Here is a 23089-nt window from a genome sequence, read left to right as displayed (position 1 = left end):
AGACGAGAACGGAGCGCTGTCGGGGCGTCGTTGTCCACGTCGTCGGGACGCCCCGCGGTTGGCGACGGGCGCCCCGGCCCGGCCGGGTCAGCCCGCTACGACAACGCCGCGGCCCGGTGGGGCCACCGCGGCGAGACGACGATGGCCGGTGGGAGCCCGACGCTCGGGGGTGGAGCGACAGCTGAGCAGCCCCACCCGCCTTCCCGCCTTTCCGCCTGCCTGCCTACCGGGTGGCAGGGTGCGGACCCGGGCTGTTGACCGGCGAACGCCAACGTCGCAGTCCGGCGGCGGCTACCGTGTGGTGGGGGAGGGCTGGAGGTGGGGTACACCCGCCGTAGGACGGACCCCCGGCGTTCGGACGGGGCACAGCCGAGGAGCACCCATGGCACTCAACGACGACGACATGACGACCTCCGGCGGCGCCGGCCGCGCGGAGGGTCCGGCTGATGGTGGGGCGACCCCGGGTCAGCATGATGGTGGTGCCGACGGCAGCGCGGAGGGTCCGGCTGATGGTGGGGCGACCCCGGGTCAGCATGATGGTGGTGCCGACGGCAGCGCGCGCTGAACCACGCGGTGCCGTACCTCGACTCGCCCGGCGGCCCCGGTCGCCCGGCACCCCCGTTCGCCCCCGAGGAGCCCGAGCGAACCGTGGTGTCGGCGTTGGCCCGGTGCGTCTCCGTCGAGCCGGCGCGGTTCGCTGCCGTGCACTGGGGACAGGCGCCGCTGCTGTCGCGCGCCGACGAGTTGCCCAACCAGAGCGGCTTCTGCGACCTACTCAGCCCGGCCGACGCGGACGAGTTGCTCAGCCGGCGCGGCTTGCGCACCCCGTTCCTGCGGGTGGCGCAGGACGGCGTGTTGGTGCCGGCGGCCCGGTACACCGGCGGCGGGGGCGCGGGCGCCGAGATCGCCGACCAGGTTCTCGACGAGAAGATCCTCGACCTGTACGCCGGCGGCGCCACCCTGGTGTTGCAGGGTCTGCACCGCACCTGGCCAGCGCTCATCGACTTCACCCGGGAGCTCGGCTGGGCGCTCGGGCAGCCGTTACAGGTCAACGCCTACCTGACTCCGGCCGGTAGCCAGGGATTCGCCACCCACTATGACACGCACGACGTCTTCGTCCTCCAGGTCGACGGTGCGAAGCACTGGCGAATCCACCCGCCGGTGCTTGTCGATCCGCTGGAGCGGCAGCCGTGGGGCGGCCGAGCAGATGAGGTCTCCGCGACCGCGCCGGGGGCCCCCAGCCTCGACGTGCTGCTCGCCCCCGGCGATGTGCTGTACCTGCCCCGTGGCTGGTTGCACAATGCCAAGGCCCAGGAGCGCAGCTCACTTCACCTGACCGTTGGCATTCGGGCGCTGACTCGATACACGTTGGTCGAGGAACTGCTCGCGCTCGCCGCCGAGGAGCCGCGGCTGCGGGCCACCCTGCCATTCGGGATTGATCTCTCCGACCCGGAGGCGGTGAAGCCCGAGTTGACGGAAACTGCGGAGGCGCTGCAGGACTGGCTGCGCTGCGTCGATCCAGCAGCGCTCGCCGCCCGGCTACGGCAGCGTGCATGGCCGGCCGCCCGGCCGGCTCCGCTGTCTCCCCTTGCCCAGACGGCCGCGTTGGAAGGGCTCGGCCCGGACAGCCGGGTCATTCCCCGCCCGGGCCTGCGGTGGCAGCTCACCCCGGCGGGAGAGCGGGTGACGCTGCGGGTCTTCGACCGCACGATCACCCTGCCGCGGATGTGCGCCCCGGCCCTGCGCGCGTTGCTCTCCGGGGAGGTCAGCCGGGTTGGGGACCTGCCCGGCCTGGCCGCCGACACCGACCGGGTTACCCTCGTGCGCCGACTGCTCCGGGAGGCGGTCGCCGTACCTGCCCAGGGCAGCTGTCCGAACCGGCCCGATGGGGGCGCGACGGGTGACTGACGGTGCCGCGACCGACCGGCTCAGCGGGCAACGGCCAGGAGGAGCCCCGTCGTCAGCAGTCCGGCGACCACCACCACGGACACCGGGCGCGGGCCGAGCACCGCGTGTTGCCGGTCAGCGAGAATCTTCGCCGGGATCAGGCCGGCCAGCGGGCCGAGCAAGGTCACGACCAGCGCCAGCACCGGCAGCCCGACCGCCAGGTCCCCGCCGTACCGGTCGCCGGCCGTCCGGGCGACGGTGCCCAGGGCGTACGTGAACAGCGCACCGCCGAATCCGCAGCCGACCAGCAGCGGATTGACGGATCCGGGCAGCTCACCGGGTTGACCGGTACGGGCCAGGAGGTCCCGCACCGCGGCCAGCATCGGTAGGGGATTCCCGGCGACGCCGGTGACCGGGCCGGGGGGCCCGTCCAGCTGGCGGCCCGCCGACCGAAACCGCCCGCGTAGCTCCTGCCACAACAGCCGGACCTCCGCCTCGACCCGTTCCTGCAGCCGGCGTGCCGCCGTCACCTCCTGTTCCGCGTGCCGGACCTGGTCCTCGGCATTCGCCACGGCCCGCCGGGCGGCCGCACACTGTTGCTCGTACCAGGTGTGTGCCTCGGCCCGCTGCGCCGACACCTGCTCGGTCAGGTCGGCCAGTCGTCGCACCTGCGCCGGGTACGACTCGCTCGGCACCGGCTGCCTCACCGCTGGTGCCTGTACGGGATGATGGTCTGCCCGGTGCGGTGCACCGCCCGGTCGAAGAAGAGGCCCCGCCATGGGCGGGGGTACCAGTCCGGCCCGCCGGTGCCGGGGTAGAGCGAGGCGCCCAGTTCCCCACCGTGCGTGTCGAGCGCCACCCAGGCGCCGATCTGGTCCGTGCGGGCGGCCGGTCCGCCGAGGTCGGCCCGCATCCGGGCGACTCCCCGCCACCAGGCCAGCACATGCGTCCGCCGCTCCGGCCCGTCATGCAGGACGCGGCGTAGTTGCTCCAGCCCGGTCTGGCCGCCAACCCGGGCGGCGAGCGCGCCGGCCGCCGCGTCAACGGCGAACAGCAGTAGGTAGTGGGGGGCACCGACGCCGGGTGTGCCCAGCCCGGCGATGGTCTCGGCCATCAGCTCGGTTACGTTCTCCTCGTCGTACCAGGCGGCATCGTCGGCGAGGTCGGTGTAGAGGGACCGGGCGGCGGCGTCGGCGTCCGGGTCCAGACAGGCGATGGAGAACCGCGCCGTTCCGGGACGGTGCTGACGGGCGAGTGACCGCCCAGCCGCGGCGAGTACGGCGCACGCCTCGTCAACGCGGGTGCCCAGCACGGCGAGGTTACGCCCGGGCGCGCGCGGCAGCCGAAGCGTTGCCGAGCGGGCCTGCACGTCGATGATTTCGCCGAGTAACGCCGTCGGGGCTCGCGGCGTCCCGGTCTCCGGTGCGCAGAGCGCCTGGTAGTCCGGGGCATCGGTCAACCGGGGGATCGCGTCACCATCGAAGAGCCGCGCCGGGGCGACGTCTGGCGGGCGCATCCGCCAGAGTCGGTGCTGCAGCTCGCTCCACGTCTCCCAGTCGCTCGCCGACGGTATCCGGGCGACCATGTTCCCCTCGGCCAGTCCCGACTCGGCGTTGACCACGGCGTGGTGGCGGGGTAGTGACTGCGCGGCGTCGTTGCGCTCGGCGAGGATCCGGAGCGCCTTGGGTAGGGCGATGCGGAGGGTGAACTGGGAGACCAGGGCTGGCCGCCCCCACAGCGCCTCGATTCCCCGGACGTCCTGCGAGGCGAGGACCAGGTGGATGCCCTGCGAGCGGCCGCGCCGGGCCAGGTCCTCCAGGAGATCGGCGGCCTCCCGGGCGACCGCGTCGCGGCCGGCGAGCAGCATCTGGAATTCGTCGACCACGGCGACGATCCGCGGCCAGCGCCCGGCTGGGTCCACCGCGCGCAGTTCGGCGAGCTTCGTGACCTCGTACTCTTTCGCCGCGTCAGCGCGCCGGCGTAGCTCTTCGGCGAGGAAGCGAAGCAGGGCCAGACCGAACTCCCGGTCCGTGTTGACGTTGATGCCGACCAGCCGAACGTGCGGCAGCCAGCTCGGGTCGCGGCGACCCTGCGCAAACCGAGCGAAAGAGACGCCCTCCTTGAAATCGAGCAGGTAGAGCTCCAACTCGGCCGGGGAGTAGCGGGCGGCGAGCGCACCGATCCAGGCGAAGATCAGGTTTGTCTTGCCGGTGCCAGATGGGCCACCGATCAGCGCGTGCGGCGGATAGTCACCGATAGTGACCAGCGCCGGTTGGCCGTCCGTTCCCTCGCCGATCGGCGCGATCAGGCCGGCCGCCGAGTCCTCCCGCCACATCTGCTCCGGCGGTGGTAGCAGATCGTTGAAGGGCGTCGGTTCCGGGCCGGCGTTGACCCGGGCAGCGACGCCCCGGCAGGTCTCGGTAATCAGGGGCGCCGGGGGCGCCGGGTCGAGCGTGATGGGCGGTGCGCCGGCAAGCTCGACCTGGCCCGGTTCGACGCGGATCCGGGCCACGGGGGCGTCCTCCGGCAGGGTCAGGCCGCGTACCACCAGGTGCACGCCGCACGCCGCGCCGGTGCGGACCACCCGATCGAGTTGGCCGCGTACGTGCCGGGACGGCTCCTCCCCGCCGAGCAGTACCGCCACCCGCCACGGCTCTGGCCGCCGACCGGTGGCGGTGGCCAGCTCACGCAGGGACCGGTGCTCGCCTGCCAAAACGGTGGAGTTGATCCGGTGGATCTCCTCGACGAGGTCATCGAGGAGCCGGCTCAGCCCGCCTGGTCCGACGAAGGTCAGCAGCCCGGCGGTGCCCAGCGGCGCGAAACCCGCCAGGCCGCCCCCGAGGTGCTCCGGGTCGTACCCGGTCAACCGGACCGCGCCTGGGTCGGCCCGGCCTACCGCCCGGAGCAGTAGCGTGGCCACCACCGCCTCGCCCGCCACCCGGTCGCTGCCGGTCAGCTCGACGTGCCCGGCGTCGAGTAGCGGCACCAGCGCGGGCACCGACTCCCCGTCCGGGACGGCGAGCGTGCCGACCCGTAGTGGGCCGGGCAGCTCCGTCCGGCGGGCGGGGGTTGGGTGCCACTGTGGCCAGTCGGTGGTGGCCGCGCCCGGGGCCTCGCGGCGGGCCGCGTCCGCCGCCCGCCGGGACAGCTCGGCGATCCGGGCCGAGTGTTGGGAGTCGATCTCGGCGAGGCGCCGGTCTCGCTCGGCGCCGACCCGTGCGGGCACTGCGGCGGCGGCCTGGCGGACCCGGTCGAGTCGGCCTTGTTCGGCGGCCAGTTCGGTCTGCGCCGCGGCCAGCCGGGTCCGTGTCGCGCCGAGGGCCTCGCCGAGGGTTTGCCGGACCCGGGCCGCGAGCTGCGCCCGCCGGTCAGCCATCGGCGCCTCGTCGAGACACGGGGCGCCCCGGGGTGGTCGCCCCGCTCCGGCTCTCGGCCGGGAGCCGGTCACTGCGTAGCTCGCGGCCGAGCCGGTCGAGCAGGACGCCGGTCAGCACCCCGGCGGTGACCGCCGGGTCGGCAGCGTGTGGCTGTTCGGCGTCCTCCCGGCGCGGCGGCGGCATCCGGCAGACCCGGGCCAACAGTGTCTCCACCACCGGCGCGGGCAGGCCCGGCAGTAGGTCGCGGGTCCGGCTGGCCAGGACTTGGCGGAGCCGCGGCAGGTCCTCGGCCCGGGGCGGGTGCCCAAGGAACTCCCCGGCCAGTTCCCGCAGCAGGGGAGGGGCCAGTGCGGCCAACCCCAACCCCACGTCGGCGTGGGCGCGGCCCAGCTCGGCGCGGAGTCGTTCCCGGTCGCCGGCGCGGACCTCCTGGACGACTCGGCGCAGCAGCTCGCCGGAGTCGGCGATCGCCCCATCCGGTGGCTCCGACCCGCCGCTGCCACCGGTCAGCTCGGTAACCCGGACTGCCCACCAGCGGGGTGCGGCGGTCGGGCTCGGCGGGACAGTGGCCGTCGTCGGTGGCGTGGCACCACGGGGAGCATCGTGTGCCGGTTGCCGGTCGGGGGCGGTACGGGTGGCGGGTGAGTCGTCGGCCGCCAGCCCGATCATGGCCAGGTACGCCGTCAGCTGCTCCTGGGCGACGCGCAGCGCGTAGCCGGCGGACTCGGCGTGTTCGACGGCGCTGGACAGCTCCGGCACCCCCATCGGGTTGGCGGACTCCTGGCGTACCCAGCGCAGCCGCTCGGCGGCCAGCCCGAACCGGTCGAGCGCCTCGGCGAGTTGGCCGAGCGGCAGGTGATCGCTGGCGGCACGCACCTGCGCGCCGAGATCTTCGACGATGGACACGGCGGCGCTCAGAGGGTCGCGACGTACAGCTGGGCCTGCTCGACCGCGACGAGTGTGGCCGCCAGGCACTCCTCCAACTCCTGCCCGGCCTGGGTCAGCGAGGCCTGGGCCGCCTCCACCGTTTCGTGTCCGCTGCCCTCCAACGCGCCGGCCAGCGTCTGCTGCGCCTCGGCCAGCTGCTCACCGGCAGCGTGCACAGCCTTCTGGCCGTCACCGATCTGTTGGAGCGCGACATCGATGGCTGCCTTGAGCTCGGCGACGCTCGCCACGACGGAACCTCCTGGGGCAAGGGGAGGCCTCCATTAGAGCCTATCGGCACCAGGAGAGAACATCCTCCCCGCCAGTATTCAGCCCCCCTGAGTGGTTGTCACCCAGAAGCGCGGGGAGGCCGACCACCCGGATGCGCGGGGATGCGCTCAGTGGCCGGTCAACCAGCGTGGCCCACGTACCTCGGCGCCCCGCCGGAGCACGCGTTCTCGCAGCTCCCGGTCGGCGGTGATGACGACCCGGCGGCGCTGCGGGTCGGCGGTGACCAGGTCCACCACCGCGTCGTCGCCGGACTGCTGGGCCGCCACCACCCGTACCCCCGGCACCGGCGGCACCCCGCGCGCCGCACCCTCAACCACCAGCACCACCTCGACCGGGGGCGGCAGCTCCGGTGGTACCCCGGAATCGGGCAGGCCGGTGAGGCTGTCCCGCAGTCGGGTGGTCGCCCCGACCCGGTCCCGCCACCAGCCGTCCGGCCGGGAGCCCACCACATTGGCGGCGTCCACGATCAGCAGCGGTGTCCCGTTCATGCCGCCAGCCTGCCACCCGGTCCACCCGCGTCCGGGCAACCCTGGTGGCCAGCCGGCGGAGTTTGTCCAGACGACTGCCGGGTAGCCCCTGGCGACCGTGCCGCGCCGAGCAGCGGAGGAGACAGATATGGGACCCGGCGACTTCGGCTCCGACCCATGGGACGAGTTCCTGGCCCGGTACTTCGGCCGGAGCGAGGGTGGGCGCCGACCCGCGCACCGGGTCGACATTACCCGGCTGATGACCGCCGACGCGCGGGAGATGCTCGCCGACGCCGCACGTCGGGCGGCTGAGCGGCACAGCACCGACCTGGACACCGACCACCTGCTCTGGGCGGCGCTGCAACGGCAGTCCCTGCGCGAGCTGGTCAAAAGAGCCGGTGCCGAACCCGACACCCTGCTCAACGCGCTTGGCGGCCGGGGCGAGGGGGCGCCCGGGGGCGAGGTCCCGCCGAACCTGTCCCTCACCCCCGCCGCCAAGCGGGCACTGCTCGATGCCCACCAGCTGTCCCGCGCCATGAGCGCCAACTACATCGGGCCGGAGCACATCCTGATGGCGTTGCCGCTGAACCCGGAGTCGCCCGCCGGCCGGATGCTCGCCGCCGGCCGGATCCAGCCGGAGTCGTTGCAGGCGGCGAGTGCTGACCGGGGCCCGACCACTGGGCCGCGGCCGGATCGGGGCACCCCCACCCTCGACCAGTACGGGCAGGATCTCACCGAGCTCGCCCAGAACGATCAGATCGACCCGGTCATCGGCCGGGCCGACGAGATCGAGCAGGCAGTCGAGATTCTGTCCCGGCGGACCAAGAACAACCCGGTGCTGATCGGTGAGGCCGGTGTCGGCAAGACCGCCATCGTGGAGGGGCTCGCGGAGCGGATCTGCGACGGCGACGTGCCGCAGACCCTGCTCGGCAAGCGGGTCATCCAACTCGACCTGGCCGGCCTGGTCGCCGGTACCCGCTACCGGGGTGACTTCGAGGAGCGGCTGAAGAAGGTCATTGACGAGATCCGGGCCCATCGCGAAAAGCTGATCGTCTTCCTCGACGAGATTCACACCCTGGTCGGGGCGGGTGGGGCCGGCAGCGAGGGCGGAATGGACGCGTCCAACATGCTCAAGCCGGCGCTGGCCCGCGGTGAGCTGCGGGTGATCGGCGCAACCACGCTGGACGAGTATCGCCGGACCATCGAGAAGGACGCCGCGCTGGCCCGCCGCTTCCAGCCGGTCTTCGTGCCCGAGCCGGGAGTCGACGACACGGTGGCCATCCTGCGTGGCCTTCGCGACCGCTACGAGGCGCACCACCAGGTCCGCTTCACCGACGAGGCGCTGGTCGTCGCCGCGGAGCTCTCCGATCGCTACGTCACCGACCGCTACCTGCCGGACAAGGCGATCGACCTGATCGACCAGGCGGGCGCGCGAGTCCGGCTGCGCACCCGTACCCCGGACTCGGACGTACGTGAGTTGGAGACCCAGCTCGACGAGGTACGCCGCGACAAGGAGCAGGCCGTCGCCGACGAGCAGTACGAGAAGGCCTCCACGTTGCGCGACCAGATCGCCGACCTGGAGGCCCAGATCCGCCGGGTTCGCGGCGACGAGGGTAGCGCCAACCACGTGCCGCAGGTGGGGCCGCACGAGATCGCCGAGGTGGTCTCCCGGGCCACCGGCATCCCTGTTGCGCAGCTCACCGAGGAGGAACGGGATCGGCTACTGCGGCTGGAGGGGCACCTACACGAGAAGGTCGTGGGTCAGGACGACGCGGTCAACGCGGTCTCCGAGGCGGTGCGCCGTTCGCGGACCGGGTTGGCGGACCCGGACCGGCCGATGGGTAGCTTCCTCTTCCTCGGCCCCACCGGCGTCGGCAAGACCGAGTTGGCCCGGGCGCTTGCCGAGGCGTTGTTCGGCGAGGCCGACCGGATGGTACGGGTCGACATGAGCGAATTCCAGGAGCGGCACACGGTCAGCCGGTTGGTCGGCGCACCGCCCGGCTACGTCGGATACGAGGAGGCCGGGCAGCTCACCGAGGCGGTGCGGCGCCGCCCGTACGCGGTGGTGCTGCTGGACGAGATCGAGAAGGCGCACCCGGATGTGTTCAACATCCTGCTCCAGGTGCTCGACGACGGCCGGCTCACCGACAGCCAGGGCCGGACGGTGAATTTCAAGAACACCGTTTTGATCATGACGAGTAACCTCGGCTCGGAGCTGATTACCGGCACCCAGCGGGCAGTCGGCTTCGGCACCGGGGCGGCCGGTGGGGAGAACGACGAACTCCGCGACCGCCTGTTGCGCCGACTCCAGGAGAACTTCCGTCCAGAGTTCCTGAACCGCATCGATGAGATCATCATCTTCCGCCGGCTGGAGGCGGAGCAACTGCGGCAGATTACCGAGCTGCTGTTGGCGGAGACCCGCCGTCGGTTGCACGCGCAGGATGTCGACGTCGAGATCACCAGCGCCGGCATTGACTGGCTCGCCGAGCACGGCTACCAGCCCGAGTTCGGGGCCCGCCCGCTGCGGCGGGTCATTCAGCGCGAGTTGGACAACCAGTTGTCCCGGATGCTGCTGGAGTCCGCGGTGTCGCCGGGTCAACGGGTGGTTGTGGACGCCCGTGACGGCGAGCTCACCATCGATGTCGCCGAGGACGGCGGCTACACCGCGGCTACCACCACGCATCCCCGTTGAGCGCCGGGAGGCGGAGATGACCGTACCCGATGAGAACCAGGACAACACCGAACGGACCGAGCCGATCGTCGCCGCACCGACCGCGAACCCCGCCCGGGTGCAGGTGCCACCTGAGGGCCCGGGGCAGGTCGGGACCGGCGAGCCGGACCCGGCGGCGACCGACGGCCGGCGAGAGGAGGGCTGATGGTACGCGAGCAGCGGCTCGATCCGCAGGTGGAGGAGCTCTGGGAGGGCTTCCACGAGCGGGTCAACGTGCCGTCCGAGAAGCTGCGGCAGTGGCTGCTCACCCGGGGCTCCGGCGAGGAGACGTTCGGCCCGGACCCCGACCTCGGCCTGCCCGAGCCGGGCCGGCGCATCCTGCGGGTGCTCACCAAACGCAAGGTGGACCTGACCCGGGACGACATCGAGACGATGCGGGACACGGTCGACGAGATCGAGAACCTGCTGGCGGCGAAGCCCGCGCGCGGCAACGCCGATGACCAGTGGCGGCATGCCCTGCTGGATTTGGGCCACGACGTCCTGGTGGAACGCTGACCGCTTCCGATCGGGTGGGGTGGGGTGCCGGCTTCGGGTTCACCAGCACCCACCCCGAGGGATCACTACGCACCGGGCTCCAGACTGGTGATCGTCAGGCCCGCCGCATCGGCGGCGGCCTCCTGGTCGGCGCGGGTCTGCCGTTCCCGGGTGAGCAGGTTGGCGTACTCGGTGACGTCCGCCGGCGCGGGAACCGCCGGTAGCCGGCGCAGGAAGAGCTCCACGTCCCGGGTGGCGGCGGTGTGCGCGGCGGCTGCCTGCCGCAGTGTCTCGCGGTCATCGGCGGCGGGGTATAGGTCGGTCATGTCCGTCTGTTACCCGGCGGCACGGCGTTCGCACCCCGTGGACCAGATCCGGCGCCACCCCACCCTGGCCGCTCTCCTGGTATCAAGGAGCGATGAGGAGCGACGTCGCCCACCCCGCGCCCACCGACGAGGTCATCGACCTCTGCCAGGATCTGCTGCGCATCGACACCACCAACACCGGTGACACCGACACCAGCGTCGGGGAGCGCCGGGCGGCCGAGTACGTGGCTGAGAAGCTCGCCGAGGTCGGCATCGACTCGGTGCTCTACGAGTCCGCGCCCCGCCGGGCCAACCTGGTCGCCCGGATCCCCGGCACCGACCGGACCCGACCCGGCCTGCTGGTCCACGGCCACCTGGACGTGGTGCCGGCCGAGGCAGACGAGTGGTCGGTGCATCCGTTCTCGGGTGAGCTGCGGGACGGCTACCTCTGGGGTCGCGGTGCGATCGATATGAAGGACTTCGACGCGATGACGCTCGCGGTGGTGCGGCACTGGCAGCGCAGCGGGATCCGGCCGCCCCGGGATGTGGTGCTCGCCTTCACCGCCGATGAGGAGGCCGGCAGTGAGTACGGGGCGCACTTCCTGGTGGAGCACCACCCCGACCTCTTCGCGGGCTGCACCGAAGGCATCGGCGAGGTCGGGGGTTTCTCGTACTCGGTGAACGAGAACCAGCGGCTGTATCTGATCGAGACCGCGCAGAAGGGCATTGACTGGCTGCGGCTGCACGCCCGGGGGCGGCCGGGGCACGGCTCGATGGTGCACGACGACAACGCCGTCACCGCCCTCACCGCAGCGGTCGCCCGGATCGGCCAGCACCGCTTCCCGGTCGTCGTTACCGACACCGTACGCGCGTTCCTCCGTGAGGTGTCCGAGGCGCTCGGCATTGAGCTGGACCCGGACGACCCGGAGGCGGCCATCGGCAAGCTCGGCCCGATCGCCAACCTGGTTGGGGCGACCATCCGCAACACGGCCAATCCCACCCGGCTCGCCGCGGGCTACAAGGACAACGTCATCCCCGGACGGGCCAGCGCCACCATCGACTGCCGGAGTTTGCCCGGTCAGTCGGAGCTGTTGGAGCGGCAACTGCGCGGGTTGGTCGGCCCGGACATCGAGATCGAGTATCTCCAGCGCCAGCCCGCGCTGGAGACCACCTTCGATGGCGCCCTGGTCGAGGCGATCTCCGCCGCGCTGCGCGCCGAGGACCCGGGGGCCCGGCCGGTGCCGTACATGCTCTCCGGTGGCACCGACGCGAAGGCTTTCACGCGGTTGGGTATCCGTTGTTTCGGCTTCGCGCCGCTGCGCCTCCCCGCCGACCTGAACTTCTCCGCGCTGTTCCATGGCATCGACGAGCGGGTTCCAGTGGACGGACTACAGTTCGGCGTGCGGGTTCTCGACCGGTTCCTCCGCAACTGCTGAGCCGCTTCCGTACTTCGGCGCGGCGCCTTCCGAACACCGAAGGGACGCCTTACATGATCGACCAGCATGGTGAGCTGGACCCTGCCCTCGAACGCGTCATCGAGGCGGCCCGCCACCACCTGGCCGCCGTGCGCGCCGCGCAGGGCCGAATCGACGACGATGCCGTCTGGCAGGCGTACGTCGCGTTGAACAACGCCTCGTACGCCTACGACGAGCAGCTGATGGATGCCTTCGGCGAGGTTACTCCCTGGGATGTGCAGGCGATCGACCCGGAGGAGGCCGACGAGCGCTTCACCAGCCCCGACGGCTCGCCGGCCACCGACAGCCACCCACACGTCATCTCGGTACGACAGCGTCGGGACTACCGGGTGCCGAGCGTCTCGGCGCTGATCCGGGCAGCCACGTCGGCCCGGCGGGCGGAGACCCCCGACGCGGACGAGCCGGCACCTGTCGAGGGGGTCGGCGAGGCGGTCCTGGAGCTGTTGCAGAGCGGGGACGGATCGCTCGCCGCACTGGACGTGCCGGAGCTGGAGCCGATGGACGGCGTCGTCATGGTCAGTGAGGTTGACGCCGCGGTCGATCTCGAGGCCTTCGACGATGACGACCCGGTGGGTCCGTTCCAGCCCGCCGCCGAGGACCGGCTGGTCGGCCGGCTCGACGAGCACCCCTTCCTCGAGCTGGACGACGAGGAGTACGACCGCACCCACTAACGTGATCTCTAACCCGGGGTTGGGTGGTATCGACCCTGGCTGATCACGGCCGCAGCCCTTGGTTGATCGCTCTTCTTGTCGAGGAAAGAAGATCAGGACCAGGGGCTGCGGGATGATCAGCGATAGCGCGGGCCGCTGACGGCGGATCGTCCTGGCCGTACTCGTTCGTGGTCGCCTTGGAGATCGGGCGTGGTTCGTGGACAACCCAGCGGGCACCCCACCGCGTGTCATGCGTCCAATGGCAGGATTTTCATAGCTCGATAAGCTGGGTGCATGGCTACGCTGCGTCAGCTCGAGTACTTCGTGACGATCGTCGACGAGGGGTCCTTCACCCAGGCCGCCGCCCTGCTCAACATCACCCAGCCCGGGCTGTCGCACCAGTTCCACGCCCTCGAGAAGGAGATGGGCGGTCGCCTCCTGGAACGCCTGCCCCGCGGCCTGCGGTTGACCGCCGCCGGTCGGGCGATGCTGCCGTCCGCCCGAGCGGCCCTGGCCGACGCCCGCCGGGCCGTCACCGCGGCCCGGCGCGCCACCGGAGTCGCCTCGGGCGAGCTTCAGCTGGCCACGCTCTACTCGGTGAGCTACGGCATCCTGCCCACGGCGCTGGCGCTCTGGCGCACCCGCCACCCCGATGTGCGCGTCACCCTGTTCGAGCACCGGCACACCACCGAACTCGCCGCCGCCATGGCGGACGGAGAGGCCGACATCGCCATCGGCCCGCCCCCGCCCACTGGGGAGGGCACCGTCCGGCACCTGGGCGCGGAGGAGTTCTTCCTGGTCACCCACCCCGACGACCCCCTGGCCACGGCCCCCGGCGGCACGGTCCGCCTCGCCGAGGTCGCCGAGCGGGAATGGGTGCACTTCACCCCCGACAGCGGCCTGGCGCAGCTCCTCGACCGGGCCTGCGCCGCCGCGGGCTTCCAGCCCCGGATCACCGTGCGCACCCAGCAGGCGCCGTTCGCGGTCAACTTCGCCGCCGCCGGGCTGGGCCTGGCGCTCGTCCCTGGAAACACTGTTCCTCCCCACTTCGAGGCAGCGCTGCTCCGCCCGGACCCCGCGCTGCTGCGCCCCCTGACCGCGTACACCCGCAGCCAGCCCGACCCCATCGCCCACGCCTTCCTCGACATGCTTGCCGAGGAGGTCCCCCTCACCCCCACCCACGTCCGCCAGCGCTTCCCCGCTCTGACGTCGGCGGACCGTACAACCATCCTCTGAGGTTGTCCCGCGGTGTGTGGTGGTAGGTGCTGCCACCGACGAGACCCGCGCCGTCCTCCTGCTGGCCCCATCAATTGTCCTGTGTTGTCAGTATCCAGATGGATGTCGACAAGGTGCTCGACGCCAGTGACCTCGGTCAGACTGCCTGGACGGCCTTGGGCTGCCCGGTGGAGCCCGAGGTGTAGCTGACGTACGCGAGGTTCTGCGCGAGCGGGCCGGGTCCGGGCTCGGGGCCTTCGTGGCACGCGTCAGTGGCGACGAGCGGGCGAGTAGTGGTTTTCCTTGGATCAGCGCGGTCGCCCTGGCCGCCGCTCACCGGTATCTCGACCGTCACCCGGTGCGGGACCCGCCCCGGCGGCTAGTAGGAGAGGCCGGGCGGTGGCGGGCTGATCCGGCGACGGCGCAGCACGACCTGCCGGGTCCCATCCCGGAACAGCCGGACCCGGGCCAACTCCCAGCCGGAGAACTCTGCCTGGATGGCGAGCTGCGCGGCCGCGGTCAGCCGGTCAACGTTCGGGGGCAACCGTAGCGGCGCGTATTCGTAGTCCATGGCCCCATGCTGCCCATCCGCCCCGCCCGGCGCCACCCCGCAGGCACCCTGGCCGGCCCGGTTATCCCAGGCCAAAAGGGGTGCCCCGGCCCGGAGTCAGCCGTCGCGCTCCGGGTAGCCGACCGGGACGGCGGAGACGTCGTCGAGGGCTGTTCTGATCTCCTCCGGCAGGGTCATCTGCTCGACCTGGAGGGCGCCGAGTAACTGCCCCACCGTGCGCGCGCCGAGGATCGGCGCGACGACCCCGGGCCGGTCCCGGATCCAGGCCAGCGCGACCTCCAGCGGGGAGACGCCGAGGCCGCCGGCGGCGGTGGCAACCGCTTCCACGATGCTGGAGCAGCGCGGTTCCAGGTAGGTCGCGACGAACCGCTCGAAGTGCGGTGAGGCCGCCCGAGAATCCGCTGGTCGGCCGTTTCGGTACTTGCCGGTCAGGACTCCCCGCCCCAGCGGTGACCAGGGCAACACCCCCAGCCCGAGAGCCGCGCAGGCCGGTAGCACCTCCCGCTCGATGCCGCGTTCCAGCAGCGAGTACTCCACCTGGGCGGCGACCACCGGGGAGCGGCCGGGCCAGGCCGCCTGCCAGGCCGCGGCACGGGCGGTTTGCCAGCCGGCGAAGTTGGCGACGCCGACGTACCGGACCCGCCCGCTGGCGACCGCGTGGTCCAGCGCCGCGAGGGTCTCCTCCAGCGGCGTGTCCGGGTCATACCCGTGTACCTGGAACAGGTCGACGTGGTCGGTGCCGAGCCGCCGCAGGGACGCGTCCAGGGTGCGTAGTAGGTGCCCACGGGAGCCGTCGCGGCGCCGGTCGTGGCCCGGGCGTAGCCCCGCCTTGGTCGCGATCAGCAGTTCCTCGCGGGGGACCAGGGTGCCGAGCAGCGAGCCGATGACCGATTCGGCGTCACCGTCACCGTAGACGTCGGCGGTGTCGACCAGGTTGCCGCCAGCGTCGAGATAACCTTTCAGCTGGGCCGCCGCATCGTCGGCGTCGGTGTCCCGGCCCCAGGTCATGGTGCCGAGCGCGAGCCGCGAAACCGCCAGCCCGCTTCGGCCGAGCGGTCGCTGTTGCATGGTTGAATCTTATTTCCATCACGGGTCGCACCGATATCCTCGCTGCCGTCCAGTCTGCCGCCTGTTCGTCGCCGCGCTTCCTCGGGTACCTCGCTGCCGGCGCTGTTTGCGTGAGCCGGTGATCGAGGGTGGCGATGGTGTTGCGTAACCTGATGCGACCGGTGGTGTGAATGGGGGAGGACTAGTGCGACTCGGGCTCAGCCTCGGTTACCAGACGGCGTGGAGCACACCCGCCGACCATCTGGCTCTGGCCCAGGAGGCGGACCGGCTCGGCTACACGGTGGTGTGGGCGGCGGAGGCGTACGGCTCCGACTCGCCGAGCATGCTCGCCTGGATGGCCGGCCAGACCAAACGGATCGAGCTGGGTAGCGCGGTGATGCAGATTCCCGGCCGTACGCCGGCGATGACCGCGATGACCGCCGCGACCATCGACGCGCTCTCCGGTGGCCGGTTCCGGCTCGGCCTGGGGGTGTCCGGTCCGCAGGTCTCCGAGGGCTGGCACGGCGTACGGTTCGGTCGCCCGCTCGCCCGGACCCGTGAGTTCGTCGACATCGTTCGGCTGGCGGTGGCCCGCAAGGAGGTCGCCTACACCGGCGACTTCTACACCCTGCCGCTGCCCGAGGGCCCGGGCAAGGCGCTGCGCCTGGGTTTCCACCCGCCCCGGGAGTACATCCCGACCTACCTGGCCGCCGTCGGTCCGAAGAACCTGGAACTCGCCGGCGAGATCGCCGACGGCTGGCTCGCCGTCTTCTACGCGCCGGAGTTCGCCGCGGAGCAGCTCGCTGCGATCCGCGCCGGTCGGGCCCGCGCCGGGAAGGAGCTGTCCGGCTTCGATGTGGTTCCCTCGGTGCCGGTGGTGATCGGTGACGATGTCGCCAACTGCGCCGAACTGGTCCGTTGGTATGCCGCGCTCTACCTCGGTGGCATGGGCAGCCGGCAGCAGAACTTCTACAATCAGCTCGCCACCCGGATGGGGTACGGCGAGGCCGCGCGCGAGGTGCAGGATTTGTACCTCGCCAGGCGGCACCGCGACGCGGCCGCCGCGGTGCCGCTGGAGTTGATTGACCGCACCTCGCTGCTCGGCCCGAAGGAGCGCATCGCCGATCGGATGCGGGAGTTCGCCGCTGCCGGCGTCACCACGCTGTCGGTGACCCTCTTCGTGGCCGATCGGGACAGCGGCGTGCAGACCCTTCGGACCGTCGCCGAGGCGCTGGATCTCGCGGGAGTCGGGGAGTGACCTGGGTCGAGGCCATTGTCCTGGGCATCGTGCAGGGCCTGAGCGAATTCCTGCCGATCAGCTCGTCGGGCCATCTGCGGGTCACCTCAGCGATCTTCTTCGAGCAGGACGCCGGGGCGTCGTTCACGGCCGTCACCCAGCTCGGCACCGAGGCGGCGGTACTCCTCTACTTCGCCAAGGACATCTGGCGAATCACCCGTACCTGGGTTGTCGGCATCTGGGATCGGTCGGTGCGCAGCAGCCTTGACTACCGGATGGGCTGGTACGTCATCGTCGGCTCGATTCCGATCGGCGTTTTCGGCCTCTTGTTCAAGGACCAGATCCGGGAGACCGCGCGGAACCTGTGGTTGGTCGCCAGCACCCTGATCCTGTTCGCCTTCGTGCTGGCGTTCGCCGAGTACTGGGGCCGGCAGACGCGGACGCTGCAGAACTTCCGGATGCGCGACGGCGTGGTGATGGGTTTCGCACAGGCGATGGCGCTGATCCCCGGTGTGTCCCGGTCGGGGGGAACGCTCACCGCCGGCCTGCTGCTCAACCTGACCCGGGCGACCGCGGCCCGATACTCGTTCCTGCTGGCCATTCCGGCGGTGGTCATGTCGGGCATCGTCAGCCTCGGGGACGTCTTCGCGCCGGCCGCGCCGGGGACCTCGGTGCCGAGCGGGGCCCAGATGATCGTGGCCACGGTGCTCGCCTTCGCCGTGGGTTACGCGGCCATCGCCTGGCTGCTGCGTTACGTGGCGCACCACACCCTGTACATCTTCGTTCTGTATCGGGTGGCGTTGGGAACGCTGGTGCTTGCCCTCTTGATGACCGGCACGGTCAGCGCCACCTGACCCTCGCGCCGACGCGCCCGGGTGCGGCACCGGCCCGGAGCACGTCGGCGGGCCAGGGTGGGGCAGGCCCTAGGGTGGTCACCGTGGCGATCCTACTGCTCTTGCGACACGGCCGGACGACCGCGAACGCTGCCGGCGGGCTGGCCGGTCGGCAGCCGGTCGAGCTGGACGAGACCGGCCGCACCCAGTCCACCGCGGTCGGCGAGCGGCTCCGGCTGCTTTCCTGCCCGACCGTGGTGACCAGCCCGTTGGTCCGTTGCCGGCAGACCCTGGAGCGGGCGTTGCCCGAGGCCGTGCCGGTGGTGGAGGAGGGGCTGACCGAGTGCGGGTACGGCAGCTGGGAGGGGCAGCCGCTGAAACAGCTCGCGAAGGACGCGCTCTGGCCGGTCGTGCAGCAGCATCCCAGCGCGGCGGTCTTCCCGGGTGGGGAGGCGATGGCGAGCATGGCGGCCCGGGCGGTGGCCGCGGTGCGCACCTGGGACGCTCGGGTGAGCGCGGAGCACGGGCCGGATGCGGTCTGGCTGGCCTGCACCCACGGCGACGTGATCAAAGCGATCGTGGCGGACGCGCTCGGCCTGCACCTGGACCTCTTCCAGCGGCTCATCGTGGATCCGGCCTCGGTCACGGCGATCCGCTACACCCCGCTGCGTCCGTTCCTGGTGCGGCTCAACGACACCGGTGGCGATCTGACCGCATTGGTCCCGCCTCCGCCGAAGCGGGGTGGGCGGAAGCGCCGTACCGCGGACTCGGACGCCACGATCGGGGGCGGCGCCGGGGCAGGGGCCTGACCCGTTCCGGCGGTCGCGTCGGCGCTGGCGAGGGGCAACGCGGCCCGGGCGGCCACGGCGGGACCGAGGGGTCGTCGCGGCGCGGAGGCGCCGCGCGGCGATTCCGGTCGGTGGGGTGCGCGCCGTGCGGGTGCGCCGGATAGGGTCGAGGTATGACCCACCAGGTGCACGCCTTCGAGCCGCCGGAGCGGTTCGTCGCCGGAACCGTCGGGCCGCCGGGAGATCGCACGTTCTTTCTCCAGGCCCGTGGCGGTGGCCGGCTGGTCAGCGTCGCCCTGGAGAAGGTCCAGGTCTCACTGCTGGCGGAGAAACTTGAGGAGTTGCTCTCCGAGGCGCAACGGCGGTTTGGGGTGAAGCTGCCGGAGACCGGCCCGGTCGGTGGGGACAACGACCCGCTGGATGCGCCTGTCGACGAGGAGTTCCGGGTCGGCACCCTGGGGCTGGCCTTCGACGTGGACACGGAGACGGTCGTGATCGAGGCGATCGCGGTCGGCGAGGCCGAGGCTGAGGTTGGGGCTGCCGAGGCGGCGGCTGAGGTCGAGTTGGAAGAGTCGGACGACGAGGAGCCCGCCGACGACCTGGACCGGCTGCGGGTGCGGTTGACCCCGGAGGCGACCCGGGAGTTCATTGGACGAGCCCGGCGGGTGGTAAACGCGGGCCGGCCGCCGTGTCCGCTCTGCGGCCAGCCCCTCGACCCGGTCGGTCACCTCTGCCCGCGCCACAACGGCTACCACCGGTGACCTCATCTGAGCTGCACCGGAGCCGGGAGTGGCACCAGCCGCGCCAGGACGGCGATCAAGTGCTTCGGCTGCTTCGGGAGGGTGCGCTCGAGTTGGAGGGGCGGCTGGTGGACGCCTCGAACACGACGCTCCGCGCGGTCCTGACGTTGGACGGGATGACCGCGCGTTGTGTCTACAAGCCGGTGCGGGGTGAGCGGCCGCTCTGGGACTTTCCAGATGGCAATCTCGCCGGGCGTGAGGTCGCCGCGTACCTGGTGTCGGCGGCCACCGGATGGGACCTGGTGCCGCCGACGGTGCTGCGCGACGGGCCGCTCGGCCCCGGCTCCTGTCAGCTGTGGATCGACGGACCGGTGGAGCCGGAGCCACTGGTCGGGTTTGTCCCGACCGACAAACTGCCGTCCCGGTGGTTGGCGGTGGCCGCGGCCCGGGACGAGGAGGGCATCCCGTACGCCCTGGCGCACGCCGACGACCCGCGGCTCGCCCGGCTGGCGGTGCTGGACGCGGTTATCAACAACGCCGACCGCAAGGGTGGACATGTTCTGGTCGGCCCGGACGGCCGAATCCACGGCGTGGATCACGGGGTCAGCTTCCATGCGGAGGAGAAGCTGCGCACGGTCTTGTGGGGCTGGGCGGGCCGCGAGCTGCCGGCGGACGTGGCGGAGGTGCTCGCGACACTCGCCGGCGCGGTCGCCGGGGAGCTGGGCGGTGCTCTCGCCGCGCACCTCACGGTCAGCGAAGTCGCCGCGGTGGCTTCCCGGATCGGGCGGCTGCGGGCCGCAGGACGATTCCCGTTGCCGTCACGTCAGTGGCCGGCGACGCCGTGGCCACCCATGTGAGCGGCTGTCACGTTAGTCACCTCTCGTGTTCCCCGGAGCCCGCCGACGGCTGGTTAGGCTGGCGGTCATGGACTCTTGGGCGGGACACGAGGTGCCGCGGCTGCCGGGCCAGGGCGGGCCGCTGATGTTGTTTGACTCGGCCCGGCGGGGCGTGGCCGCCAGCGCGCCGGCCGGCACCGGCACCATGTACGTCTGCGGCATCACCCCGTATGACGCCACCCACCTCGGGCACGCTGCTACCATGATCACCTTCGACCTGATCCAGCGGGTGTGGCGGGACGCGGGGCGGGACGTGACGTACGTGCAGAACGTCACCGATATCGATGATCCGCTGCTGGAGCGGGCCGCTCGGGACGGCGAGGACTGGAAGGTCCTGGCGATGCGGGAGACCGCGCTGTTCCGGGAGGACATGGCGGCGCTGCGGATCCTCCCGCCGGAGCACTACGTCGGTGCGGTGGAGTCGATCCCGGACATCGCCGAGCGGGTCTTGACCCTGATGAAGGAGGGCGCTGCCTACCGGCTCGAGGACGGTACCGGCGATGTCTACTTCGACATCGCGGCCGCGCCCCGGTTCGGGTACGAGTCCCACCTGAGCCGGGACCAGATGCTGGCGGTCTTCCCGGAGCGCGGTGGTGACCCGGATCGGGCCGGTAAGCGCGACCCGCTCGATCCGCTGTTGTGGCGTGGTGCCCGCGCCGACGAGCCGTCCTGGCCCGGCGGGGAACTGGGCCCGGGCCGCCCCGGCTGGCACATCGAGTGCACCGTGATCGCGCTGGACCTGCTCGGTGCGCAGATCGATGTGCAGGGTGGCGGCAATGATCTGATCTTCCCGCACCATGAGTGCTCGGCCGCCCACGCCGAGCTGCTGACCGGGCAGACCCCGTTCGCCGGGCACTACGTGCACGCCGGCATGATCGGCCTGGACGGGGAGAAGATGTCCAAGTCCCGCGGCAACCTGGTCTTCGTCTCCCGGTTGCGAGCCGACCAGGTGGATCCGATGGCGGTCCGGCTGGCCCTGATGAGCGGGCACTACCGCGGCGACCGCTCCTGGAGCGACGAGCTGTTGGTGACCGCGCAGGAGCGGCTGGGCCGGTGGCGGCGGGCTGCCGCGTTGCCCGGCGGTCCGTCCGCGGAGGCGTTTCTGGCCACGCTTCGGGCGCGCCTCGCCGACGATCTCGACACCCCGGGGGCGCTCGCGCTGGCGGACTCCTGGGCGGACGCGGCGCTCCGCGGTGCCGGCGATGACCCGACGGCACCCGCGCTCTTCTCCCGGGCACTGGACGCCTTGCTCGGCGTCCGGCTGTGACCTACTGGGCAGTCCGACGGCCGGAAGGTGGCCTACTCGGCGCGGGTGGCCTCGCCATCAGCCCAGGACGAGCCCCGGGCCCGGATCCGGTTCGGTCGCCGGGGCCGGGATCCGGTACGCCTCGGTCAGGGTGGTGACCGGTCCGGGCCAGGTGGCCTGGGCGACCTCGATCGGTTTACGGCGCTCGTCGTAGGCGACGTGCAGCAGGTGTAGCACCGGGGTGTCGGGGCGGATCTGGAGGGTCTCCGCCTCGTCGCGGCTGGGCTGCCGGGCACTGATTGTGTCGGTCGCGGTGGCGTACCGCCGGCCGGTGGCTTCCTCGGCCTCCTGGTAGAGCGGGCGGCCGAACGCCTCGGCCCGCTCCAGTGAGGTGCCGGCGGTGTCGGTCGGTAGGAACCAGGCGGCACCGACCTCCACCGGGGAGTCCTCGGCGCGGACCAGGTGCCGACGACAGAGCAGCTCGGTGCCGTCGGATACGCCGAAGGCGTCGGCGACCTCGGGCGGTGCGGGGGCGGGTCCGACGGAGACGAGCTGTTGCCGGTACCGGGCGGCGAGGTCGGTGTGGTAGCCGCGGAAGCCGCCGTACCGGCCCCGGGAGAGCCGGTTCAGGCGGCGTCGGGTGCCGCGGACGTACGTGCCGGAGCCCGGCTTTGTGATCAGGATGCCCTCGACCCGGAGTTGGTCCACGGCGCGTTGCACGGTCTGCTTGGCGACGCCGAACATTTCGGCGATGGCCGGGATGGAGGGTAGCCGCTCGCCGGGGCTCCAGTCACCGCGGCGCACCTGTGCCTTGATCTGCGCGGCGATCTGTCGGTGCGGGAACTCGGCCGCTCCCGGGTTGATCTGCATGCCAGCCTCCTCGGTCATCAACTAGGTTCCTAGGATGCCGTAGCGAGTGGGTTCCCGTCCACAACCGACCCGGGGCAGACAAACAGTGGCCCGCCACCGGTGAAGGTGGCGGGCCACGAGGATCAGTGCGCTACGGGCTACCAGGAGCCGGCGGTAGGACCGGCGGAGCCGCCGCGCCGGCGCAGGTACTTCTCAAACTCCTGGGCGATCTCGTCCCCGGTCAGCGGGGTGATGCCGGCGTCGCCGACCCGTTCCTCCAACTCGCGGACGTACTCACCGAGCTCGGCGTCCTGCTCGGCGGCGCCCCGGACCCGCTGTTCCCACTCGGCGGCCTCCTCGGCGAGGTCCGCCATCGGCACCGGTAGATCCAGCACCTCCTCGACCCGGTGCAGCAGGGCCAGGGTCGCCTTGGGGCAGGGTGGGTTGTTGGCGTAGTGCGGCACATGCACCCAGAACGACACCGCGTTCACCTCGGCCCGTGCGCAGGCGTCGTGCAGGACCCCGACAATGCCGGTGGGCCCGTCGTACCGGGTGGGAGTGAGCTGGAAGCGCTCTGCCGCGCCCTTGTCGGAGGCGCTTCCGCTGATCGGTAGCGGTCGGGTGTACGGCACGTCGGCCAGGAGCGCGCCGAGCAGCACCACCCGTTCGACCTCCAGGCTGTGGCAAATCTCCAGCACCTGCTCGCAGAAGGTGCGCCAGCGCATGCTCGGCTCGATGCCGCGGATCAGCACGACATCCCGCTCGGTACCGGCCGGGCTGGCGGCCATGAATCGAGTGGTGGGCCACTCCACCCGTCGGGTCTCGCCCGCCGACATCGCGATCGTGGGGCGGCTGACCTGGAAGTCGTAGAAGTCCTCCGGATCCAGCTCGGTCACCGGCCGGGCCTGCCACACCTGTTCCAGGTGTTCGACGACGGCCGTCGAGGCATCGGCGGCGTCGTTCCAACCTTCGAAGGCGGCGATGGCTACGGGGGACCGCAGGACCGGCAGTCCGTCGAACTCGGTCACGCGGTCACCTCGTCCCGCCCGTCGGGGCGGTGCCGGGCAGGTGCCCGATCGGCCAGCC

General features: G+C 71.8%; 25 protein-coding genes. 14 read left to right on the top strand and 11 right to left on the bottom strand.

The features are described 5' to 3' along the window. Positions 1-382: 382 nt before the first annotated feature. A complete protein-coding gene (locus tag T398_RS11265; protein WP_029127764.1) occupies positions 383-565 on the top strand; it encodes a hypothetical protein in 183 nt (60 codons plus the stop codon). An 8-nt stretch (positions 566-573) separates the two neighbouring features. Continuing rightward, positions 574-1908, top strand: coding sequence for a cupin domain-containing protein (locus T398_RS11260; protein WP_496446442.1), 1335 nt, complete (start codon positions 574-576; stop codon positions 1906-1908). A gap of 20 nt (positions 1909-1928) precedes the next feature. On the opposite strand, the gene T398_RS11255 is transcribed toward T398_RS11260, so the two are convergent. The 5 genes from T398_RS11255 to T398_RS11235 all read right to left on the bottom strand — a co-directional run bounded on the left by T398_RS11255 (position 1929) and on the right by T398_RS11235 (position 6967). Further along, entirely contained in the window at positions 1929-2594 is a 666-nt protein-coding gene (locus tag T398_RS11255) for a hypothetical protein (RefSeq protein WP_496446441.1), read from the bottom strand. Next, positions 2591-5263, bottom strand: a complete 2673-nt coding sequence (locus tag T398_RS11250; protein ID WP_496446439.1) for an FtsK/SpoIIIE domain-containing protein — start codon at positions 5261-5263, stop codon at positions 2591-2593. Before T398_RS11250 ends, T398_RS11255 begins: the two co-directional genes overlap by 4 nt. Beyond that, entirely contained in the window at positions 5256-6170 is a 915-nt protein-coding gene (locus T398_RS11245) for a hypothetical protein (protein ID WP_496446437.1), read from the bottom strand. The genes T398_RS11250 and T398_RS11245 overlap by 8 nt, the downstream gene beginning before the upstream one ends. Before the next feature lie 8 nt (positions 6171-6178). Then, the gene (locus tag T398_RS11240) at positions 6179-6439 is read right to left on the bottom strand and encodes a hypothetical protein (RefSeq protein WP_496446436.1); all 261 of its coding nucleotides are present in this window, start codon (positions 6437-6439) and stop codon (positions 6179-6181) included. A gap of 147 nt (positions 6440-6586) precedes the next feature. After that, on the bottom strand, positions 6587-6967 hold the full coding sequence (locus tag T398_RS11235) for a hypothetical protein (RefSeq protein ID WP_496446434.1): 381 nt from the start codon (positions 6965-6967) through the stop codon (positions 6587-6589). Positions 6968-7094: 127 nt separating this feature from the next. On the opposite strand from T398_RS11235, the gene T398_RS11230 reads away from it, so the two are divergent. Genes T398_RS11230 through T398_RS11220 form a run of 3 tightly spaced genes read left to right on the top strand, consistent with a single transcriptional unit; the run spans position 7095 to position 10172 of the window. Beyond that, positions 7095-9638 carry an ATP-dependent Clp protease ATP-binding subunit gene (locus tag T398_RS11230; protein ID WP_496446433.1) on the top strand — a complete coding sequence of 848 codons (2544 nt, stop codon included), beginning with the start codon at positions 7095-7097 and terminating at the stop codon, positions 9636-9638. 16 nt (positions 9639-9654) lie between these two features. Beyond that, positions 9655-9822, top strand: a complete 168-nt coding sequence (locus T398_RS11225) for a hypothetical protein (RefSeq protein ID WP_496446431.1) — start codon at positions 9655-9657, stop codon at positions 9820-9822. After that, on the top strand, positions 9822-10172 hold the full coding sequence (locus tag T398_RS11220) for a DUF3140 domain-containing protein (protein ID WP_496446430.1): 351 nt from the start codon (positions 9822-9824) through the stop codon (positions 10170-10172). Before T398_RS11225 ends, T398_RS11220 begins: the two co-directional genes overlap by 1 nt. Before the next feature lie 65 nt (positions 10173-10237). Here T398_RS11220 and T398_RS11215 read toward each other — a convergent pair whose 3' ends face one another. Next, positions 10238-10477, bottom strand: a complete 240-nt coding sequence (locus tag T398_RS11215; RefSeq protein ID WP_496446428.1) for a hypothetical protein — start codon at positions 10475-10477, stop codon at positions 10238-10240. Positions 10478-10569: 92 nt separating this feature from the next. Here T398_RS11215 and T398_RS11210 point away from each other — a divergent pair, with 92 nt between their 5' ends. From T398_RS11210 to T398_RS11200, 3 genes are all read left to right on the top strand, one after another. Then, the gene (locus T398_RS11210) at positions 10570-11892 is read left to right on the top strand and encodes a M20/M25/M40 family metallo-hydrolase (protein WP_496446426.1); all 1323 of its coding nucleotides are present in this window, start codon (positions 10570-10572) and stop codon (positions 11890-11892) included. A 53-nt stretch (positions 11893-11945) separates the two neighbouring features. After that, positions 11946-12602 (top strand): hypothetical protein, encoded by a 657-nt coding sequence (locus T398_RS11205; protein ID WP_496446425.1) that lies wholly within the window; start codon positions 11946-11948, stop codon positions 12600-12602. A 273-nt stretch (positions 12603-12875) separates the two neighbouring features. Continuing rightward, positions 12876-13817, top strand: coding sequence for a LysR family transcriptional regulator (locus tag T398_RS11200; protein WP_496446424.1), 942 nt, complete (start codon positions 12876-12878; stop codon positions 13815-13817). Between the two features lie 136 nt (positions 13818-13953). Here the strand turns inward: T398_RS11200 and T398_RS11195 are convergent, their stop codons facing one another. The 3 genes from T398_RS11195 to T398_RS11185 all read right to left on the bottom strand — a co-directional run bounded on the left by T398_RS11195 (position 13954) and on the right by T398_RS11185 (position 15435). Next, the gene (locus T398_RS11195; protein WP_496446625.1) at positions 13954-14133 is read right to left on the bottom strand and encodes an AMP-binding protein; all 180 of its coding nucleotides are present in this window, start codon (positions 14131-14133) and stop codon (positions 13954-13956) included. A gap of 42 nt (positions 14134-14175) precedes the next feature. Beyond that, positions 14176-14367 carry a DUF5703 family protein gene (locus T398_RS11190; RefSeq protein WP_018215309.1) on the bottom strand — a complete coding sequence of 64 codons (192 nt, stop codon included), beginning with the start codon at positions 14365-14367 and terminating at the stop codon, positions 14176-14178. A gap of 96 nt (positions 14368-14463) precedes the next feature. Further along, positions 14464-15435 (bottom strand): aldo/keto reductase, encoded by a 972-nt coding sequence (locus tag T398_RS11185; RefSeq protein ID WP_496446422.1) that lies wholly within the window; start codon positions 15433-15435, stop codon positions 14464-14466. 184 nt (positions 15436-15619) lie between these two features. On the opposite strand from T398_RS11185, the gene T398_RS11180 reads away from it, so the two are divergent. The 6 genes from T398_RS11180 to mshC all read left to right on the top strand — a co-directional run bounded on the left by T398_RS11180 (position 15620) and on the right by mshC (position 21175). Then, a complete protein-coding gene (locus tag T398_RS11180) occupies positions 15620-16672 on the top strand; it encodes an LLM class F420-dependent oxidoreductase (RefSeq protein ID WP_496446421.1) in 1053 nt (350 codons plus the stop codon). Then, positions 16669-17505: an undecaprenyl-diphosphate phosphatase gene (locus T398_RS11175; protein ID WP_496446419.1), complete on the top strand. Its 837-nt coding sequence runs from the start codon at positions 16669-16671 to the stop codon at positions 17503-17505. The genes T398_RS11180 and T398_RS11175 overlap by 4 nt, the downstream gene beginning before the upstream one ends. Positions 17506-17579: 74 nt before the next feature. Beyond that, a complete protein-coding gene (locus tag T398_RS11170) occupies positions 17580-18293 on the top strand; it encodes an MSMEG_4193 family putative phosphomutase (RefSeq protein ID WP_496446418.1) in 714 nt (237 codons plus the stop codon). A 152-nt stretch (positions 18294-18445) separates the two neighbouring features. Continuing rightward, complete coding sequence (locus T398_RS11165) at positions 18446-19033, top strand: DUF3090 domain-containing protein (protein ID WP_496446416.1); 588 nt, start codon at positions 18446-18448, stop codon at positions 19031-19033. Next, positions 19030-19869 carry an SCO1664 family protein gene (locus T398_RS11160; protein WP_496446414.1) on the top strand — a complete coding sequence of 280 codons (840 nt, stop codon included), beginning with the start codon at positions 19030-19032 and terminating at the stop codon, positions 19867-19869. Before T398_RS11165 ends, T398_RS11160 begins: the two co-directional genes overlap by 4 nt. A 67-nt stretch (positions 19870-19936) precedes the next feature. Further along, on the top strand, positions 19937-21175 hold the full coding sequence (gene mshC / locus T398_RS11155; RefSeq protein WP_496446412.1) for a cysteine--1-D-myo-inosityl 2-amino-2-deoxy-alpha-D-glucopyranoside ligase: 1239 nt from the start codon (positions 19937-19939) through the stop codon (positions 21173-21175). Positions 21176-21232: 57 nt separating this feature from the next. On the opposite strand, the gene T398_RS11150 is transcribed toward mshC, so the two are convergent. Both T398_RS11150 and T398_RS11145 read right to left on the bottom strand, forming a co-directional pair. Continuing rightward, positions 21233-22024, bottom strand: a complete 792-nt coding sequence (locus T398_RS11150; protein WP_496446624.1) for a GntR family transcriptional regulator — start codon at positions 22022-22024, stop codon at positions 21233-21235. A gap of 137 nt (positions 22025-22161) precedes the next feature. Beyond that, positions 22162-23031, bottom strand: a complete 870-nt coding sequence (locus tag T398_RS11145; protein WP_496446411.1) for a PAC2 family protein — start codon at positions 23029-23031, stop codon at positions 22162-22164. Positions 23032-23089 lie beyond the last annotated feature (58 nt).

Source organism: Salinispora goodfellowii (assembly GCF_059570675.1).
Note: the sequence above shows the minus strand (reverse complement) of the source record. Positions and strands in the feature narration are given on the sequence as shown.